The following is a 19,138-nucleotide window of genomic DNA, read 5'->3' as shown; positions in this document are numbered from 1 at the left end:
CGGGCGTGCGGGGGAGGACCGGGACCGCCCGCGCCACCGGGCGTGCGGGGCGGGCCGGGTGTCCGGTCCGCCGCGTCCGGGTCGCCGCGTCCGGGTCGCCTCCGTGCCGGGACGCGACCGGGGCCGGTCGCGTGACACCCGTGCCCGGTCGGGTCGCGTCCGGCCCCGGCCCTCCGCCCCCGGCCCTCCGGCCCCGGCCCGGCCCGCTCCACCGGGGCCCCGCCGCCCGGGCCCGGTCCGGGCCTCCGTCCCCGCGTCCGTTCCGTTTGCGGAGCGCCGGACATAGCGTTTCAGTGGGAGGGACCCCCCGCGCTTCTCTGGAGCTGACATGTCGATGGCGTTCGGTTCACCCTTCGGTTCCTCCGACCCGTTCAGTGAAATGCTGAATCGTTTCTTCGGTATGTCTCCCGCCTCCTCGCCGCCGGCCGTGCAACGCGTGCCCATCGGACGGCTCCTGACGGAGTCCTCGCACGAACTCCTCAACCTGGCCACCCGCAGGGCGGTCGAGGACGGCACCTCCGACCTCGACACCGAACACCTCCTGTGGGCCGCCACCCGTGTCGATCCCTCCCGCAGGCTGCTCGCCCAGGGCGGGGTGGACCCCGACGCCCTCGCGGACCGGATCGCCGAAGTGCTGCCGGGGGAGTCCGCCGAACCCTCCTCGGAACCCGGGCTCACCCCGGCGGCCAAGCGCACCCTCGCCCTGGCCCACGCCCGCTCGCAGGCCGCCGGGGTGTCGTACATCGGCCCCGAGCACATCCTCGGCGCCCTCCTCGGCGACCCCGACTCCGGCGCCTCCCGTTTCCTGCGCGCCGAGGACCTGGACGTGTCGAAGCTGCGCGGCCCGGCGGACCGGGCGGCCTTCGGCGGGGAGAGCGCGCCCGCCGCCCCGAAGCAGCCGGCCACGAGCCTCGACGAGTTCGGCCGGGACCTGACCGAGGAGGCGAGGGCCGGCAGGCTCGACCCCGTGGTCGGCCGGGCGGAGGAGATCGAGCAGACCGTCGAGATCCTCTCCCGGCGCTCCAAGAACAACCCCGTCCTCATCGGTGAACCCGGCGTCGGCAAGACCGCCATCGTCGAGGGCCTCGCCCAGCGCATCGTGGCCGGCGAGGTGCCCGACACGCTCAAGGACAAGCGGGTGATCTCCCTCGACCTCTCCGGGATGGTGGCCGGCGCGCAGTACCGGGGCCAGTTCGAAGAGCGCCTGAAGAAGGTCATCGAGGACGTCCAGGAGGCCCGGGGCGACATCGTCCTCTTCATCGACGAGCTGCACACGGTCGTCGGCGCCGGCGCCACCGGCGAGGGCTCGATGGACGCGGGCAACATGCTCAAACCGGCCCTCGCCCGCGGCGAGCTGCACGTGGTCGGCGCGACCACCATCGACGAGTACCGCAAGCACATCGAGAAGGACGCCGCCCTCGAACGCCGCTTCCAGCCCGTCCTGATCCCGGAGCCCACGGTCGAGGAGACCGTGCAGATCCTCGAAGGGCTGCGGGACGCCTACGAGGCGCACCACCGGGTCCGCTTCGCCGACGGCGCCCTCACGGCGGCGGCGGAGCTCTCCGACCGCTACATCAGCGACCGGTTCCTCCCCGACAAGGCCATCGACCTGATGGACCAGGCGGGGGCCCGGGTGCGACTGCGCAGTGGCGGCCGCTCCACCGAGGTGATCAGCCGGGAGGACCGGCTGGCGAAACTGCGCCGCGAGAAGGACCAGGCCGTCGCGGGCGAGGAGTTCGAGAAGGCGTCCGACCTCAAGCGGCAGATCGCCGAGATCGAGGGCGAACTCGCGGGCATCGAGGAGCGGCGCGAGGGCGTCGTCTCCGTCACGGCCGGCGACATCGCGGACATCGTGTCCCGCCGTACCGGCATCCCGGTCTCCCAGCTCACCGCCAGCGAGAAGGAGAAGCTGCTCAGGCTGGAGCAGGAGATGCACGCCAGGATCGTCGGCCAGGACGAGGCCGTCACGGCGGTCTCCGAGGCCGTGCGCCGCAACCGGGCGGGCATGGGCGACCCGAACCGCCCCGTGGGCTCCTTCCTCTTCCTCGGGCCCACCGGCGTCGGCAAGACCGAACTCGCCAAGACGCTCGCCGAGCTGCTGTTCGGCGACGAGGACCGGATGATCCGGTTCGACATGAGCGAGTTCCAGGAGAAGCACACGGTGGCCCGGCTCGTCGGGGCGCCTCCCGGGTACGTCGGCTACGAGGAGGCCGGACAGCTCACCGAGAAGGTCCGCCGCCAGCCCTACAGCGTGGTCCTGTTCGACGAGATCGAGAAGGGGCATCCCGACGTCTTCAACACGCTGCTCCAGATCCTGGACGACGGACGCCTGACGGACGGACAGGGCCGCACGGTCGACTTCCGCCACTGCGTCGTCATCATGACGTCCAACATCGGGGCCCACCGCATCCTGGACCACCAGGGCGACGCGGCCGAGCTGAAGGACCGTCTGATGGAGGACCTGCGGGGGCGCTTCCTGCCCGAGTTCCTCAACCGCATCGACGACATCATCGTCTTCCACAGCCTCACCGAGGAGGACCTGTCGGAGATCGTCGGCCACCTCCTGGACCGCAGCAAGAAGCGCGTCCACGCGCAGGGCATGACCCTGGAGGTCACCGACGCGGCGCGCAAACTCCTCGTCGCGCACGGCTACCAGCCCGCGTTCGGCGCCCGGCCGCTGCGCCGGACCATCCAGACGGAGCTGGACAACCGGGTCGCCTCCCTGCTGCTCGGCGGTGACGCCGAGCCCGGCGACACGATCGTGGCCGACGTGGCGGACGACTCGATCCACTGCACGGTGCGCAAGGGCGGCCCCGGGGCGGGCGCGCACCGGGACGACGACGAGGACGCCGCCGCCGCCGCGTAGCACCGGGGCCGGAACGGGTGAGGGGCCGCCGCACACCGGCGGCCCCTCACCCGGCGGGCACGGTCTCCAGGCGCTCGTCGCCGCAGTACACGTTCATGGACGTGCCGCGCAGGAAGCCGACCAGCGTCAGCCCGCTCTCCGCGGCGAGGTCCACCGCGAGCGAGGAGGGGGCGGAGACGGCCGCGAGCAGCGGAACCCCCGCCATCACCGCCTTCTGCACCAGCTCGAAGGAGGCCCGGCCGCTCACCATCAGGACCGTCCCGCGCAGCGGCAGCAGCCCCGACCGCAGGGCGTGGCCGACGACCTTGTCCACGGCGTTGTGCCGGCCGACGTCCTCCCGCAGGCACAGCAGTTCGCCCTCCGCGGAGAAGAGCCCGGCCGCGTGCAGCCCGCCCGTGCTCTCGAACACCTTCTGGGCCGCCCGCAGCCGGTCGGGGAGGACCGCCAGCACCTCCGTGCCGACGCGCAGCGGGTCCTCCGCGACGGACCAGGCGGCCGTGGTGCGCACCGCGTCCAGACTGGCCTTGCCGCACAGCCCGCACGAGGACGTCGTGTAGAAGTTCCGTTCCAGGGAGGCGTCCGGGGCGGCCACACCGGGGGCGAGGACGACGTCCACCACGTTGTACGTGTTGCCGCCGTCGGACGTGGCGCCCGCGCAGTACCGGATTCCGGCCACCTCCCCGGCGGAGCGGACCACGCCCTCGCTCACGAGGAACCCGGCCGCGAGGTCGAAGTCGTCGCCCGGGGTGCGCATCGTCACGGTCAGCGGCCGCCCGCCGACCCGGATCTCCATCGGCTCCTCCGCGGCCAGCGTGTCCGGACGGTAGGAGGCGCCCCCCTCCCGCACGCGCAGGACGCGCCGCCGCGCGGTCACTCGTCCCATGGTTCGTTCCCTCCTGTGGTTCCGGCCGGCGCATCCGCGGGTCCGCGGTGCCGCGCGGCCCGACCCCCGACGGTAGCCGTCGGGGCACCGCCGCGCGCGACGGCCCCGGCCGCGCCCCCGGAACCGGAGCCGGGCGCCGCTCCGGCCCGTTGGTACGCCGCCCGGCCCCGTGCCCGCCGCGTCGGGCTGCGCGCGGCACCCCGTCCGCCTACGCTGGCCCTGTCCGTCATGTCTGGCATATCTGGCATGTCTGTCATAACCGTCATGACACCCTCCTTGTCCTGCGGTGCCGTTCTCCAGCGGGAGCGCCATGGCCGTACCCCAGCCCGTCGTCATGCCACCCTCCCGGGCGGCCCTCTTCCTGGTGGCCACCATCGGCCCCGGCGCCGAGGGCGCCGTGCGGGAGGCACTCCAGGACGTGACGGGCCTGACCCGCTCGGTGGCCTTCCGCGCCCCGGACGAACAGCTCACCTGCGTCGTCGGCATCGGCTCGGAGGCGTGGGACCGGCTCGTCGGCGATCCGCGCCCGCGCGACCTGCACCCCTTCCCGGCCCTGCGGGGTCCCCGTCACCGCGCCCCCGCCACCCCGGGCGACCTCCTCCTCCACCTGCGCGCCCGCCGCCCCGACCTCTGCTTCGAGCTGGCCAGGCTCGTCCTGGAGCGGCTGGGCGGCGCCGTGACCGTCGTGGACGAGGTGCACGGCTTCGGATACTTCGACGAGCGCGACCTCCTGGGCTTCGTGGACGGCAGCGAGAACCCGACGGGCCCCCTGGCCGCGGAGTCGGTGTACATCGGCGACGAGGACCCCGGGTTCGAGGGCGGCAGCTACGTCGTCGTGCAGAAGTACGTGCACGACATGGCGGCCTGGGACGCGCTCACCGTCGAGGAGCAGGAACGGGTCATCGGACGCGGCAAGGCGGCCAACGTCGAGATGCCCGACGGCGTCAAACCCGCGAACTCGCACGTCGCCCTCACCACGGTCACCGACGAGAACGGCGACGAGCGGAAGATCGTGCGCGACAACATGCCGTTCGGCCGGCCCGGCAGCGGCGAGTTCGGCACCTACTTCATCGGCTACGCGCGGACGCCCGCCGTGACCGAACAGATGCTGCGCCACATGTTCCTGGGGAACCCGCCCGGGACCACGGACCGCATCCTCGACTTCTCCCGGGCCGTGACCGGCGGCCTCTTCTTCGTGCCGAGCGCCGACCTCCTCGACGGTCTCCCCGGCGCGCCGGACACCGCCGGTCCCGGGGACTCCCTGGGCATCGGCAGCCTGAAAGGAGCCTGAGCCCCATGACACCCCCCGAGCACCCCACCAACCTGCACCGCGAACTCGCTCCGGTCACCCCGGCCGCCTGGGCCGAGATCGAGGAGGAGGCCCGCCGGACCTTCCGGCGCCACGTCGCGGCCCGCCGGGTCGTGGACGTCCCCGACCCGGCGGGCCCGGCCCTCGCCGCCGTCGGCACCGGCCACCTCTCCGCCGTGGAGCCGCCCGCCCCCGGCGTCACGGCCCGGCTCCGCGAGGCGCGGCCCCTGGTCGAACTCAAGGTGCCGTTCACCGTCACCCGGGCCGCCGTGGACGACGTGGAGCGCGGCTCCCGGGACTCCGACTGGCAGCCCGTCAAGGACGCGGCCCGCACCCTGGCCCTCGTCGAGGACCGGACCGTCTTCGACGGGTACGGCGCGGCCGGCGTCGAGGGGCTGCGCGCCCGCACCTCCCACCCGGTGCTGCCCCTGCCCGCCGAACCGCGCGCGTACCCCGACGCGGTCTCCCGGGCCCTGAGCGCGCTGCGGCTCGCCGGCGTCGACGGCCCCTACGCGCTGCTCCTCGGCGCCGACCAGTACCGGATGGCCGGCGAGACCTCCGACCACGGCTACCCCGTCGCCGCGCACCTCGCCCGGATGCTGGACGGCCCCCCGATCTGGGCGCCCGCCCTCGACGGCGGTGTCGTCCTGTCCACCCGGGGCGGCGACTTCGAGCTCCGCCTCGGCCAGGACGCGGCCATCGGCTACACCTCGCACGACGCGGACAGCGTCGAGCTGTACCTCTACGAGACGCTCACCTTCCTCACGTACACGGACGAGGCCGTCGTCTTCCTGGAGCCCTGAACCGTGCACCACCGGCTGCTCGGGGCCTTCCCGCGGCTCGTCGGGTCGGTGCTCGCCGGCGCGGCGGCCGGCGTGCTCGTCGCCGTGCTGTCCTATGTGCCGCTCGGCGTCCTCACCGGCATCGCCGTCACCGAGACCCTCTTCGTCGTCACCGGCTGGATCGTCCTGTGGCCCATGGACGCCGCCGCCACCCACCGCAACGTCCACCGCGAGGAGTTCCGGGCCTCCGTGGAGGAGGCCGCCGTCGTCGGAACCTCCCTGTGCGGGCTCGGCACCATCGTCGTGCTGCTCCTGGTCGGCCACACCGACCTGAGCCGCGCGGCGGCCGCGCTCGCCCTCTGCGGCGTCTCCACGGCCTGGGCGGCGCTCCACCTGATGTACGCCACCCGTTACGCGTACCACTACTACGTCCTGGAGCCGGGCGGCGGGATCGACTTCAACACCCGGGAGCCGCCCCGGTACAGCGACTTCCTCTACTTCAGCTTCAACCTCGGCATGACCTACCAGGTCTCCGACACCGGCGTGTCCACCGCCGGGCTCCGCGCGGTCGTCCTGCGCCACTGCCTGCTGTCGTACGTCTTCGGCACCGGCATCCTCGCCACCGCCATCAACCTGGTCACCGGCATCGTCACGGGCTGAGCACCGGCCACGGACCGGGCACCCGCAACGGACCGGGCCGGGAGCGGGCGCCGGGTCAGGAGCGCCACCACGGTTCGCGCACGAAGCGGCTCTCGTCGCTCGTGCACCCGGTGCCGTTGGAGACCTCTCCGGTGTCCAGGTTCCAGCCCACGACGCCGTTCCCCTTGCGGCCCAGTTCGATCAGGCGGTCGTTCCCGGTCTCGGTCCCACGGGTGACCCGGCACTCCACGACCGACGTCCACGACTGCCCGTCGAGGGCCGAGACGAAGAACAGGACGGGCAGCACGACCACGGTCAGGACCAGGGCCACCCACTGTTCGAGGCCGGCGGCCCGTACCAGCCAGGCGGGCGGCCGGTACCCGGTGTCGTGGCGGGCGCCCGGTTCCCGGCCGTGCCGGTGGTGCGGCCGGCGGCGGCCCGTGCGGTACTCCACGACCACGCCCTGCCGCAGCGCGAAGGCGGCGAGCCCGGTGCCGAGCCCCCACCACGGCCCGAAGAAGCATGCGTCGATGACGCCCATGGCGACCGGGTTGACGGCCGTGAGCGCCGCCCGTCGGAGGGCCCCGACCCGTCCGCCGCCCAGCGGCACCGCGCCGCGCGCGGCGAACAGGGCGAAGACCACGCGGGAGACGACGACGGCCAGCACCGAGCCGAGCAGCGGGTCGGTGATGAGCATGCCGATGAGGATGTCCGGCCAGTTCGCCGGCTCCATGCCCACGAGCACGTCGCGGACGGCGTCCCCGCCACCGACCGTGTACGCGAGCTTGGTGACCGGCACGGCGAGGGTGAGCGCCACCAGGACGGTGTGGCCGGGGCCGCCCTTGCGGTCGGCCTCCCTGATCCGCTCCTGCTCGGCGTGGTCCCCGGGCTCCGCCTCCGGACCGGTTCCGTCCGGTCCTCCCTCCGCCTTCCGCACGGCGCCGTCAGTCGACCGAGACCACGGTCGCGGTCGCGGGGCCTTCGGGCGTCTCGTACGTGACGGTGTCGCCGGCGCCGTGGCCGAGCAGCGCCCGGCCGAGCGGGCTGTCGGCGGTCACCAGGGACGGGTCGAGCGCGTCGGGGAGTTCCGCGATCCGCACGCCGCTCTCGGTGCCGTCGTCGAACCGTACGGTCACGCCGCTGCCGACCCCGATCGTGCCGGCCGGCGGCGGCGCCGCGACGGCCCCCTCCTCCAGGCGCTCTTCGATCTCCCTGATGCGCCCGTTCAGCCGGTCGGCCTGGTCGGCGCGCATCAACTCGTCGGCCTGGTCGGCCCTGTCGCCGACCTCGTCGCCGCCGGCGTCCCGCAGGGTGACGGCGACCGACTCGCGTTCGGCACGCAGCTCGGCGAGCTCCCGCTCCAGGGCCTCTCGGGCGTCGGCGTTGATGGGCTCGGGTCCACCGGACATTCCTGCTCCCGTTCTGGGACGGCACGGTCGAGGGCCGCACAGAGAATGCGACATTACGGACATTATCAGGCGGGGGTGACGAGGGGTGAGAGGCGAGGACGATCCGTCACGGCCCGTGATGCCGGGCCCCGGCCGGCCAGGGCCGGCGGCCCTGGCCGGGTGACGGCCGAATGGCGGAGGCCCGACGGGACCGTCGTCCGGAGCGTCTGCGCGATGGCCCTCACGGACCGGTGGCGGATCGCGCCCCGGTGGCTCACGGCCGGAGCGCGGTCGCCAGCTGGGCGCGGGAACGGACGTCGAGCTTCTGGTAGATGCGGGTGAGTCGCGCCTCCACCGTCTTCACGCTCAGGTACAGCTTCGCCGCCGCCTCCTGGTTGCTGGCCCCCCGGCCCACGAGCCGGGCCAGGCGCAGCTCCGCCTCCGTGAGGGAGGAGAGCGCGGACACCGCCTCCTCGCCCCCGGCACCCCCCACCGGCCCCTCGCCCGCCGGTGTCTCGCCCGCCAGGGCCAGCCACGGCACCGCCCCGGCCCGCTCGAACACCGACGCCGCCCCGTGGAGGGCGGCCTGCGCCGCCGACCGGCGGCGTCTGCGGCGCTCCACCCGGGCGAGCGCGATCAGCGCCCGCCCCTGTTCGAGGGGCAGACCGGCCCGCCCGAACCGCTCGGCCGTGCCGGTCAGCAGCTCCGCCGCCTCGCCCGTACGCCCCCCGGCCGCCAGGCACAGCGCGTGCACCCGGTCGCAGCCGAGCAGGACGGTGGACCGCCCCAGGCGTTCCGCCACCGGCCGCACCTCCGCGAGGAGCGCCAGGGCCTCCTCGCCGGCGTCGTGCGCGAGCAGCGCCTCGGCCAGCTCCTCGTGCCAGCGGAGCATGGACGGGTCCACGGTCGACTGGGCGTGCTCGTCGGCCTGGACCCGGCGCAGGGTCTCCAGGGCGGCGGCGACGTCCCCGTTGACCAGCTGGACCCGGCCGAGCGCGTACCGGCCGCGCGAGAGGAAGACGCGGTCGCCCTCCTCCTCCGACGCCTGCACGCTGCGGCGCGCGTAGCTCGCGGCCCGCGCGAAGCTGCCGCCCGCCGTCTCCGCGAGCGCGAGCGCGTACCAGGCGGGGCCGGGGGAGAGGCCCGCCTCCAGGGTGAGGGCGAGGGACCGCCCGGCATGGCCGAGGGCCGCCGCGCACGGGCCGATCCGGGACTCGATCTCGGCCAGCGTGCGGAAGAGTTCGATGGCGTCCTCGACGGAACCGCGCCGCTGCACCAGCGGCAGGAGCGCGCCCAGCTCGTCACGGGCCTCCACCAGCCGGTCGTCGAAGAGCGCGTGGCGGATCGTCAGGATCTGCGCGGCGTTGTGGATGCCCAGCGGCCGTTCGGCCAGCTCCAGGGCGCGGGCGCGGGCCAGTACGGACTCCGCGCCGGGCGAACCGAGCGCCCGTTCCATCCGCGCCCGCACGGTCAGCGCCTGCGCGGCCGTGCGCGGATCGCCCGTCGCGGCGGCGAGCGCGGCCGACGCGACCGCCGCCGTCCGCGAACGCTGCGGATCGCCGTCCGCCAGCACGTACTTGACGGCCAGCCGGAGCTGGACGGCGGCCCGCAGCGCGGTGTCGCCCTCGGAGTCCTCCATGGCGTGGACGTACATCTCGTCCAGGCCGGTCAGCCCCTGGCCCGCCGTGTCGAGCACGGCGAGGCGCACCCGTACCCGGTCGGCGGGGCCCGCGTCCCGGGCGAGCAGATCGGTGGCCGCCCGCATCGCGAGATCGGCGCGGGCCGCGCGGGCGGCCTCCTCGGCGGCGTCGACGAGCCGGGCGATCCGCCGCGCGCCGTGCCGTCCCGGCGTCGACTCCGCCGCCAGCAGTGCCAGTTCGGCGGCGAGCGCGCTGTTCCCGCGCCGCCGGGCCAGCTCGGCGGCGGCCGCGACCTCGGCGGCCAGCTCCTCGTCCGGGCTGTCGGTGGCGAGCGCCCGGTGGCGCACCGCCTCCACGGGGTCGTCCACGACCTCCGCGAGGACCCTGTGCCCGGCGCTCCGCTCGGCCCAGGAGGCGTCGTGCACCAGGGTGGAGGCCAGCAGCCCGGCGGTGAAGGTCACCGAGCCGTCCTCGGCGAGCGACACCAGGTCGGCCCGCTCGGCCGCCGCGAGGTCCGCCTCCGCGCCGGGCCGCCCGGCCCGGCGCACCAGCGTCGCGGACGGGCGCAGCGCGAGGGCGGCGAGCAGCAGCGTCTCCCGTACGGCCGGGGGCGCGGCGCCCAGGAGCTGACGGGCGAGGTCGCGGGCGCGCCCGGAGAGCGTCAGGGCCTCGGCGTGGTGCACCGGGGTCCGCGCGTCGGCGAGCGACCGGCCCACCGCGAGCGCGAGCCGCGGGTTGCCGCCGCTCTCGCGGTGGATGCGGCCGGCCATCCGGGAGGGCAGCCGGTGGTGGATGAGGAGTTCGGCGATCTCGTCGGCGTGCAGCGGCGGGACGCGGAGCACGTCCGCCTCCGACGGCACCCAGAGGTGCCCGGCGTCCGGGTCATCGGAGCGGTACGGGCCGTGGACCTCCCCGTACGGCTCCGGGGTCTCCACGGCCACCACCCGCAGCGCGGTCGGCGCCAGGTGGAGGGCGAACCGCAGCAGGTCCGCGCTGTCCGCGTCGACGTGCTGCGCCCCGTCGACCACGAGCAGGACGGGACCCCGGCAGGCCAGGGCGCGCAGGACGCGGGCGATGCCGAGGCGCAGCGCGATCGCGTCCCAGCCGTCCGCGTCGACCGGAGCCTCGCGGCAGAGCATGGCGACGGCGGTCCGCTGCGGGCCGGGCAGTTCGTCGAAGATCCCGGAGGCGAAGACCCCCGAGGCGGAGACCCCGGACGGTCCGGGCCGGACCGTCCCGGGCCAGGACACCGTCGCCGCCACGGAGGCGAGGAGCGCGGCGGCCGACGCGCCGGGTATCTCGCGGTCGGACGGCAGGGACGCGAGCCACAGCACGGTCTCGCCGCGTGCCTCGGCGCGTGCCGCCGCGGCGAGCGCCACCTCGGTCTTGCCGACGCCGGCGGGGCCGGTGAGCAGGGCGCGGCCCCGGGTGTGCAGGGCGCGTTCCAGCCGGGCGAGGAGTTCCTCGCGGCCCACCGGCGCCGGGGACGCCCCCGTGCCCGCGGGGCGCGGGGAGGCGTGCGGAACTGTCGTCACTGTCCATCCCCTCCGGCCGCTCGGGCCCCGCCCGTGAGCCCCGTGCGCAGAGAATACGGAGCCCACCGGCGGAGTCCAGGCCCCTTGTCCGGCATACGGACAGCGCCCTTCGGTCGCTTCCGCCCCCGCAACGCCGGGACGCGCCCGTGGTGTAGACCACGAGCGCGTCGCTGACCAGCAAGGATGCTGATGTGGGGGGTGGTTCGGTGGGGGGTGGTGCTCTGTCAGAAGGTGAGGCTCCACGAGTCGATGTAGCCGGTGTCACCACTGGCCACATCGCGGACCTGGAGCTTCCAGGTGCCGTTGGCGACCTCGCTCGACGCGTCGACCGTGTACGTGGCCAGGACGTTGTCGGCGCTGTCCGAGGAGGAGGACGCCTTCAGGTTGCGCACCGTGCCGTCGGGGGCGACCAGGTCGACGACCAGGTCCCCGCGCCAGGTGTGCTTGATGTCCACGCCGACCTTGAGGGCGGCGGGGGCGTTGCCGGTGCGGCCGGTGACGGTGATCGGGGACGTCACGGTGGTGTTGTCCGGGATCGCCACGTCGGTGTCGGCGGTGAGGACGGTCCCCGTCGCCGGGGCGGTGACGGCGGCGACGGCCTTCGCGGCGTCGGCGATGCCGGTGCCGCAGCCGCCGGTGCAGGTGCCGGGCAGCGGGCGGGCGTTGGCCTTGATCGTGGATTCGATCGCGGCCGGGGTGAGGGTGCCGTTGGCCGCCTTCAGGAGCGCGGCGAGACCCGCGATGTGCGGAGCCGCCATCGAGGTGCCCTGGTAGGGCTTGTAGGTCTCGGTCGACTGGACGGTCGCGCCCGAGTTCAGCGTGGAGAGGATGGCGTTCTCGGGGGTGGTGACGGTACCGGGGGTGTCGGTGGCGCGACGGGTCTCGCCGCCGGGCGCGGCCACGTCCACGAGGGTGCCGAAGTTGGAGTAGTACGACCGGCCGCCTTCGCGGTTGGTCGACGCCACGGTGATGACGTTCGCGCAGTTCGCGGGGGTGAAACCGGAGGCGTTCGCGTTGCTGTTGCCCGCCGCGACGACGACGCTGGTGCCGCGCGAGACGGCGCCGTTGATCGCGGTCTGGTAGACGCTGGGGCAGGTCGGGCTCGCGCCGCCCAGGCTCAGGTTGACGACCTTCGCCGGGTTCGCGTTGGCCGGGACGCCCGGCACGCTGCCGCCGGAGGCCCAGGTGATGGCGTCGGCGATGTCGGAGGAGGAGCCGCCGCACTTGCCGAGCACGCGCACGGGCTGGATCTTCGCGCCGTACGCGATGCCCGCGATGCCCTTGGCGTTGTTCGTGACGGCGCCGATGGTGCCGGCCACGTGGGTGCCGTGCCAGGAGGAACTGGAGGCGGTGGAGCCGGTGCCGCACTCGCCCGCCGTGGCGTTCCAGTCGCCCTCGTCCTTCGGGTCCGCGTCGCGGCCGTTGCCGTCGCGGGCGTCGGCGGAGGTCGAGATGAAGTCGTAACCGGCGACGACGTTGGCCGCCAGGTCCGAGTGTGCGGCGTAGCCGGTGTCGATGACGGCCACGGTGACGCCGGAACCGGTCGTCCTGTCCCAGGCCGCGGGAACGTTCATGCCGCCGGTGGGCTCGACGAGGTCCCACTGCTTGGCGTATTCGGTGTCGTTCGGCGTGACCGCCATCGCGTACGCGCGGATGTCGGGCTCGACGGAGGCGACGGACGGGTCGGCGCGGAAGGCGTCCATGACCTTCGTCACGTCCTGCCGGGTGGCGCTGTCACCCAGGTCGACCAGGGCGCCGCCGGTGGAGAGGCGGCGCTCGAAGGAGAGCTTCTCGCCCGTCTTCACGGCCTTCTCGGCCGCGTCGCTCTTCGCGGCGGCGTTGGACCCGGCCTCGGCGGCCTGGTTCTTGTAGGTGACGATGACCTTCTCGACGGGGGCGCCGGGAAGCGCCCGCATCGTCTGCGAAGCCGGAGCGGGCTTCGGGGTGGCAGCGACCGGGGCGGCGGCGAACGCCCCGGAGGTGGTGGCAGCGGCACCGAGGATCGCGGCGCTCGCGACCACGGATATGACTCTCCGCCTGGAACGGTTCAAGGTGTGGCCCTTTCGAGTACGACGTGACTGCGGAGCAGTGGCGGCGGCGCGGGACACACGGCGCGAAGTGGGGTCACGGTCCGCGGGTCCCTGGGCTTGGGGGGCCCGTGCGCCGCCACCGGCGCGACGGCCCGGGTCAAGGCCGTCACCGGCGGACGCCACCCTTCGCATGCACCTGTCACGGTGCGGCTCGGAGGATGGTATCTGCCGGTGCGGAGGACAGTAGGGAACGGGGGGGTGAACCCGATACGGGGAAAACCCTTGTCACCCCTCGGGGACGGCGGGGGGTGGGGGCGGGGAAAGCGAAAGGGGAGGAGGAGGGGGAGGAGGCGCGGGGAGGGTGGTGGCCCGGGCGGGGCGGCCCGCCGACCGCGCCCCGCCGGGGTGCCGCCGCCGTCAGCCCAGTTCGAGCGTGGTGACGCCGAAGACGCGCTCGCGGGCCACCGGCCGGACCGGACCCGTGTACATCCGGGCCGTCTCGAACGTCGGCTCCAGGCCGCGCTCCAGGGCCAGGCGCGCCGCCGCCGGGTTCGTCTCCGGCATGTCGACCGCGATCCGGGCCGAACCGAAGCCCCGCGCCTCGGCGGCGAGTCCGTCGAGCAGGGCCGCCGCGTCCGCCGGGGTGTCCGCGAACAGCGGCCCGATCCGCGCCTCGTCCTGCGCGGGACGGACCACCCCGTACCCCGCCGGGCGGCCGCCGACGATCCGGACCAGCGCGCGGTGTCCGGGCGTGGTCAGCCAGGAGGACAGGAAGCGCGGCCGGTCGGCGTGGTGACAGGCGCCGTCGTACGCCGCGAGGACGGCCGGATCGACCCGTCCGGCGGCCACCACACCGGTCGGCGGGGCGTCCGGCACCGGAACCTCGCCCACGTACCGGGCCGTGCGGTACGCCGTCGTGAAGCCGGAGCGCCGGTAGTTGTCCTGCTGCGCGGGCACCCCGTCGAGCCCCACGGTCCGGTCGCCCGCGTGGGCGAGGGCCGCCCGCCAGGTGGCCAGGCCGTGGCCGAGCCCGCGCAGCCCGGGACGCACGAGGTAGAAGCCGAGGAAGGCGTAGGCGTCGTCGTAGGTGACGACGGAGATGGCGGAGACCGGCTCCCCGTCGACGCGGCCGAGGAAGAAACCGCCGGGGTCCTGCGCGAAGAACGCCGTGGCGTCGGAGAGCCCGGGGTTCCACCCCTCCTCGGCGGCCCAGGAGCGTACGAGCGCCCACTCCTGCGGCGTGGCGGGGGAGACGGACAGGGGGCCGGAGGAGGCGAGGGCCATGGAGTGTCCTTCGACAGCCGGGAAGGGGCGGGAGGGCACCGGCGCGGCCGGGCCGCCGGGAGCGGGAGCCGTTGACGGGGCCGGGAAGCGGGAGCGCGGCGGGCCGGATGTCCGGGCGAAGCGCGCCGAGCATAACGCTCACGGGGCCGCCCTTCGCCCCCGACCGAACGATTCCGGCCGCACGGGGGAGGAGGGGCGTACGGGACGGACGCGGGCGGCCGGGGCACGCCGTCCGGGAGGGCTCGGGTCTCCCGGGCGGCGGTCACGGCCGTGCGCCGGGCAGCGGCGGAAGGCATCCGGTCCCGCGCTTCCCGGGCTCTTCGCGCTCCCCGGGCTCCCCGGACTCCCGCGCTCCCCGCGCTCCCCGGGCGGCGGTCACGGCCGTCCGCCGCCACGGTTCAGCACACGAGGCGCAGGCGCGGGACGGCGACGGACAGGCGGACCGTCTGGCCCCACGTCAGGTGGAGCGCGTCCGACTCGACGCCGTCGCCGAAGACGACCAGGCGGTCCGACTCGACGGTGAGGCGCAGGCCCCGGCCGGGGCCGAGAACCCCCTCGACGCGGGTGGTGCCGGTGGTCGGCGAGGGCCATGCCTCACGGACGAACCAGGCGAGCCGGGGGTCCGACGGAGCGGGCAGCGCCAGGGTGCTGGAACGCTGCTCCCACAGGGAGCGCAGCCAGCCCGTGGCCCCCGTGCCGGTGCCGACCAGGACGCCCGACGACGCCTGCGCCTCGGCCGGCGCGTCCGTGCCGTCGAGCCCGAGCGTGTAGCGGGCCGTCTGGTGGCCCGGCGGACCGACGTAGATCTCGTTGAGCGCGAGGAGCCGCTGCGCGTCGTCGGTGACGGCCTCGACCATCGTCAGCTCGTCGACCGCCGCCCCTTCCTCCGCCGCGTACGGCAGCAACCGCCGCGCCCGGGCCGCCGGGTGCCGGACCAGGACGCCCGGATTGCGCCCCGGGTCGGCGTCGATACCGACGACGGGCTGGCCCGTCAGGTACTTCGCCGCGTTGGCGACCAGGCCGTCCTGCCCGACCACCACGACGACGTCCTCGGGGCCGAACAGGAACCGGTCCAGGTCGGCGCGCTCCACCCGGGCCCGCCGCCACGCCGGCGGCACCGCGCCCGCCACCTCGGCGAGCGCCCGGTGGGCGCGTTCGTGCCGGGCGCGCACCTCCTCGACCGAGCGGCCGCGCGCGGCGAGGAAGAACGCGGCCTGCCCGTGCGTGCCGTGCCGGGCGAGCAGCTCCTCGTACTCCGTGGTCCGGTGCACGAGCACCGCGCGCGGCGCGAGGCTCACGGCCGGGCCCCGCCCTCGCCGCCCAGCCTGGCCAGCAGACCGGTGAGCACGTCCGGGGAGAGCGTCAGGTGCTCGACGCGGGGCAGGTTCTCGGCGGCCCGCTGCACGGCGAGGGCGCGCAGGGTCGCCGGATCGGCCTCGGCGTGCGCCCGCAGCCACGCGGACTGCGCTCCGGCGCGCGCCTCGCCGACCTCGCGGGCGGCCTCCGCCTCGGCCCGTGCGAGCCGGACCGTCCGTACGGCCTCGGCCTCGGCCCGTACCGCGTCGGCGGCGGCGTTCTCCTCGGCCTCGCGGCGCGCGTTGGTGCCGCGCTGCTCGACCAGCCGTTCCTCCTGCCGGGCCAGCTCGATCTTGCTGGCCAGCTCGTTCTCCGCGATGGCGCGTTCCCGCTCGACCGCGACCGCCCGGCGTTCGTAGGTGGCCCGGTCGGCCTCCTGCTGGATCTGCTCGCGGGCGGGGGTGCGCAGGGCGCGCTCGACCTCGGGTTCGGGGCGGATCGCCACCACCCGGACCGCGACGACCTCGATGCCGGTGTCCGGCAGGCGCGGTTCGGCGGCGAGGCCGGTCGCGACCCGGTCCCGCACCGCCGCCACGCCGTCCACGAGCGCGGCGGCGAGGGTGGTGCGGGCGAGGACGTCGAGGGCGTGCTGCTGGGCGGTCTCGGTGAGGAGGGTGGCGATCTGCTCCAGTGGGGTGCCGCGCCAGGCGCCGGTGTCGGGGTCGACGGAGAAGTCGAGCCGGGTGGCCGCCGCGCCCGGGTCCCCGATCCGGTACGTGACGGTGGACTGCACGCTCACGTCCTGGAAGTCGGCCGTGCGGGCGTGGAAGGCCATCGCCAGCTCCCGGTCGTTCACCGGGACCTCGGAGAGGGCGGCGGTGCGCGGCCGGAACCAGAAGCTCAGCCCCTCGCCGTCGTGGACGAGTCGTCCCCGTCGCTGGTGGCGGATGTGCGCGGTGGGCGCGGAACGCAGATGGCGCCAGCCGGCCCGCCGGGTGATGTCGGCCATGGAATCCCCCTTGTCGTCATACTGACGATAGAAGGGGGATCCAGTTGTCGTCAAGATGACGAATTCAGGAGGCGGGAGGGCGCGGCGGAGGCCGGCCCCCGGCTCGGACCCCGGCCGCGTCCGCCCTCAGCCCGCGAGCGGCGCGCCCGTCGGCTCGGCCTCCGTCGCGGCGTCCGCGATCCGCGCCGACGGCACGAACCGCGCTCCCCGGACGGCCCTCCGGACGCGCGGGGCGCGAAGGGCGCGAGAGGCGCGAGGAGTGCAGAAGGTGCGAGAGGTACGGGCGGGACCCGAGGGTCCGCGTCCCGCCGCCGTCGCGACCGCCCGTACTCCTTCGAGCGCCACCGCCGCCCCGGCCGCGGGCGTGCCCCCGACGGCGGGAACGGCGCCGACCGTACGCACGGCTCCGGCCCCGGCCGCGGCGGGAACGCCCCCGGCCCCGGCGGCAGGGCCCTGCCCCGCCCGGACGCCACCGACCGCCGCCGCGACGGGCGCGGCTCCGGCCCCCGGGACGGCCTCGGCCCCGCTCTCCGCCGCGCCGCCCTTCGTCAGCAGCACCACCCCCCGCGCCGCCACCATCGACGCGGCGGCGGCGGCCGTCCAGCCCCAGGCGCCGGCCCGGAAGGTCTCCCCGAGCAGGGCCACGCCGATGACCGCGGCGGCGGCCGGGTTGGAGAGGTTGACGACGGCCAGCGGTGCCGCGAAACCGCCCCGGTAGGCGGCCTGCGAGAGCAGCAGCCCGCCCGTCGCGAACCCGGAGACGAGGACCGCGAGCAGCGCGGTCTGCCACCAGGTCGGCTCGGTGCCGGGAAGTTCGAGCGCGAGCGCGGCCGTCAGGGTCTGGGTGAGCGCCGAGGCGACGCCGGAGGCGATCCCGGAGGCGGTGGCGTGCCCGAGTCCGTTCCCGCCCCGGCCGCTCCCGGGCAGCCGGCCCGAGGCGAGCGCGGAGATCAGGAGCGCCGTCGACGCCGCGACGACCAGCGACTCGCGGAGGCTGAGGGCCTCGCCGGGCGCGGCGGGCCCCGTGACGGCGACCAGGCCGACGAGTCCGCCCAGGGTCCACAGGGCCCCGCGCCACTCGGTACGGGTCACCCGCCGGCGCGCGCGGGAGGCGCCGAGCGGCAGGGCCGCCACGAGCGTCAGGGCGCCGAGCGGCTGGACCAGGGTCAGCGGGCCGTAGTGCAGCGCCGCCACGTGGGCGAGGGCTCCGGCGGCGTTCAGGCCGACGGCCCACCACCACTGCCGGCGGGCGAGCAGCGCGCGCAGCGCCCCGCGCCCGCCGGGAGCGGCGGGGGAGGCGGTGGCGAGCCGGGACTGGGCGACGGCGGCGAGCGCGTACCCGGCGGCGGAGACGAGGGAGAGGAGCACCGCGAACGTGGTGCCGACGGCGGGGTTCATCGCAGGGCTCCGACCGGAAGGGGGGCCGTCCCGAACGGACGGTGTACGGGTGGGGGAGCCGTCCGGCGGCCGGGGGCGCGGACCGCGAGCAGTGCGAGGCCGAGGAGGGCGGTGGCGGCGAGCGCGTCGAACCAGTAGTGGTTCGCGGTGCCGACGATGACGAGCAGGGTGAACAGCGGGTGCAGCAGCCACAGCACCCGGAGGCGGGACCGGGTGGCGGCGATCAGGCCGATCGCGACCATCAGGGCCCAGCCGAAGTGCAGCGACGGCATCGCGGCGAACTGGTTCGCCATCGAGTCCGTCTCCGGCACCGCCCCGTAGACGGAGGGGCCGTAGACGCGGGCGGTGTCGATCAGTCCGGTGGCGGCGAGCATGCGGGGCGGCGCGAGCGGCATCAGCAGGTGCAGCGCGAGCGCGGCGCCGGTGAGGAGCGCGAGCACCCGGCGCGACCAGAGGTAGTGGGCGGGACGGCGCAGGTACAGCCAGACGAGGAAGGCGATCGTGGCGGGGAAGTGCACGGCCGCGTAGTACGTGTTCGCGGCCCGGATCAGCGGTTCGCCGTGCAGGAGCAGGTGCTGGACCGTCTCCTCGCTCGGCAGGCGCAGGGCGCGCTCGGCGTCCCAGACGCGGTCGGCGTTCCGGAAGGCACGGGTCTCGTGGCCGTTGGCGAAGAGCCGGCCGAACTTGTAGACGAGGAACAGGGCGGTGACGAGCAGCAACTCGCGCGGGAGGGACGGCCTCGGACCCCTCCCGGCGCGCGGAGAGCGCGGCTCCGGCGCCTTCCCGGCGTCCTCGGGGGCTTCCCGCCCGCCGGGTTCCCGTCCGTCGCCCCGCTCTCCTCTTCCGTCCCCCTCGCCGACGTCCTGCCCGGCGGGGCCGGGGGCGTACGTCGCCTCCGGTCCTGCAGGACGTGGTCCTCGTATCCCGCGTATCCCGGCAGCCATCGCGCGGCCCTCTAATCCGTCAAATCGGCAACAAACGGAGGAAGCCTAGATCCGATCCGATCGAGACGCAAACGTATCGATACGTTTGCGTCTCGATTATGCGCGTCCTATCCTCGTAGGTGCGGGGACGGACTC

Annotated in this window: 14 protein-coding genes; 4 read left to right on the top strand and 10 right to left on the bottom strand. The window is 75.2% G+C overall.

What is annotated here, in order from left to right; all coding sequences use genetic code 11:
• Positions 1-328: 328 nt before the first annotated feature.
• Complete coding sequence (locus ACZ6AQ_RS23465) at positions 329-2,866, top strand: ATP-dependent Clp protease ATP-binding subunit (RefSeq protein ID WP_468761981.1); 2,538 nt, start codon at positions 329-331, stop codon at positions 2,864-2,866.
• A 46-nt stretch (positions 2,867-2,912) separates the two neighbouring features.
• Here ACZ6AQ_RS23465 and fdhD read toward each other — a convergent pair whose 3' ends face one another.
• Positions 2,913-3,749 carry a formate dehydrogenase accessory sulfurtransferase FdhD gene (fdhD, locus tag ACZ6AQ_RS23460; RefSeq protein WP_468761979.1) on the bottom strand — a complete coding sequence of 279 codons (837 nt, stop codon included), beginning with the start codon at positions 3,747-3,749 and terminating at the stop codon, positions 2,913-2,915.
• A gap of 310 nt (positions 3,750-4,059) precedes the next feature.
• Here fdhD and ACZ6AQ_RS23455 point away from each other — a divergent pair, with 310 nt between their 5' ends.
• The 3 genes from ACZ6AQ_RS23455 to ACZ6AQ_RS23445 are packed head-to-tail and all read left to right on the top strand — an operon-like array spanning position 4,060 to position 6,500.
• Entirely contained in the window at positions 4,060-5,040 is a 981-nt protein-coding gene (locus tag ACZ6AQ_RS23455; RefSeq protein WP_468761977.1) for a Dyp-type peroxidase, read from the top strand.
• A 5-nt stretch (positions 5,041-5,045) separates the two neighbouring features.
• Positions 5,046-5,861, top strand: a complete 816-nt coding sequence (locus ACZ6AQ_RS23450; protein ID WP_468761975.1) for a family 1 encapsulin nanocompartment shell protein — start codon at positions 5,046-5,048, stop codon at positions 5,859-5,861.
• 3 nt (positions 5,862-5,864) lie between these two features.
• A complete protein-coding gene (locus ACZ6AQ_RS23445) occupies positions 5,865-6,500 on the top strand; it encodes a DUF1345 domain-containing protein (protein WP_468761973.1) in 636 nt (211 codons plus the stop codon).
• A 55-nt stretch (positions 6,501-6,555) separates the two neighbouring features.
• Here ACZ6AQ_RS23445 and ACZ6AQ_RS23440 read toward each other — a convergent pair whose 3' ends face one another.
• The 9 genes from ACZ6AQ_RS23440 to ACZ6AQ_RS23400 all read right to left on the bottom strand — a co-directional run bounded on the left by ACZ6AQ_RS23440 (position 6,556) and on the right by ACZ6AQ_RS23400 (position 18,778).
• The gene (locus tag ACZ6AQ_RS23440; protein WP_468761971.1) at positions 6,556-7,416 is read right to left on the bottom strand and encodes a hypothetical protein; all 861 of its coding nucleotides are present in this window, start codon (positions 7,414-7,416) and stop codon (positions 6,556-6,558) included.
• 7 nt (positions 7,417-7,423) lie between these two features.
• Complete coding sequence (locus ACZ6AQ_RS23435) at positions 7,424-7,888, bottom strand: GreA/GreB family elongation factor (protein ID WP_468761969.1); 465 nt, start codon at positions 7,886-7,888, stop codon at positions 7,424-7,426.
• 253 nt (positions 7,889-8,141) lie between these two features.
• Positions 8,142-11,042 carry a helix-turn-helix transcriptional regulator gene (locus ACZ6AQ_RS23430; RefSeq protein WP_468761967.1) on the bottom strand — a complete coding sequence of 967 codons (2,901 nt, stop codon included), beginning with the start codon at positions 11,040-11,042 and terminating at the stop codon, positions 8,142-8,144.
• 224 nt (positions 11,043-11,266) lie between these two features.
• Positions 11,267-12,958 carry a S8 family serine peptidase gene (locus ACZ6AQ_RS23425; RefSeq protein WP_468762314.1) on the bottom strand — a complete coding sequence of 564 codons (1,692 nt, stop codon included), beginning with the start codon at positions 12,956-12,958 and terminating at the stop codon, positions 11,267-11,269.
• Between the two features lie 531 nt (positions 12,959-13,489).
• A complete protein-coding gene (locus ACZ6AQ_RS23420) occupies positions 13,490-14,356 on the bottom strand; it encodes a GNAT family N-acetyltransferase (RefSeq protein ID WP_468761965.1) in 867 nt (288 codons plus the stop codon).
• 398 nt (positions 14,357-14,754) lie between these two features.
• A complete protein-coding gene (locus ACZ6AQ_RS23415) occupies positions 14,755-15,654 on the bottom strand; it encodes a hypothetical protein (RefSeq protein WP_468761963.1) in 900 nt (299 codons plus the stop codon).
• Entirely contained in the window at positions 15,651-16,661 is a 1,011-nt protein-coding gene (locus tag ACZ6AQ_RS23410; RefSeq protein WP_388697454.1) for an SPFH domain-containing protein, read from the bottom strand. Before ACZ6AQ_RS23410 ends, ACZ6AQ_RS23415 begins: the two co-directional genes overlap by 4 nt.
• A 126-nt stretch (positions 16,662-16,787) precedes the next feature.
• Positions 16,788-18,059: a DMT family transporter gene (locus tag ACZ6AQ_RS23405; protein ID WP_468761961.1), complete on the bottom strand. Its 1,272-nt coding sequence runs from the start codon at positions 18,057-18,059 to the stop codon at positions 16,788-16,790.
• On the bottom strand, positions 18,056-18,778 hold the full coding sequence (locus ACZ6AQ_RS23400; protein WP_468761959.1) for a phosphatase PAP2 family protein: 723 nt from the start codon (positions 18,776-18,778) through the stop codon (positions 18,056-18,058). Before ACZ6AQ_RS23400 ends, ACZ6AQ_RS23405 begins: the two co-directional genes overlap by 4 nt.
• Positions 18,779-19,138 lie beyond the last annotated feature (360 nt).

The organism is Streptomyces sp. NPDC041191, from assembly GCF_055591945.1.
Note: the sequence above shows the minus strand (reverse complement) of the source record. Positions and strands in the feature narration are given on the sequence as shown.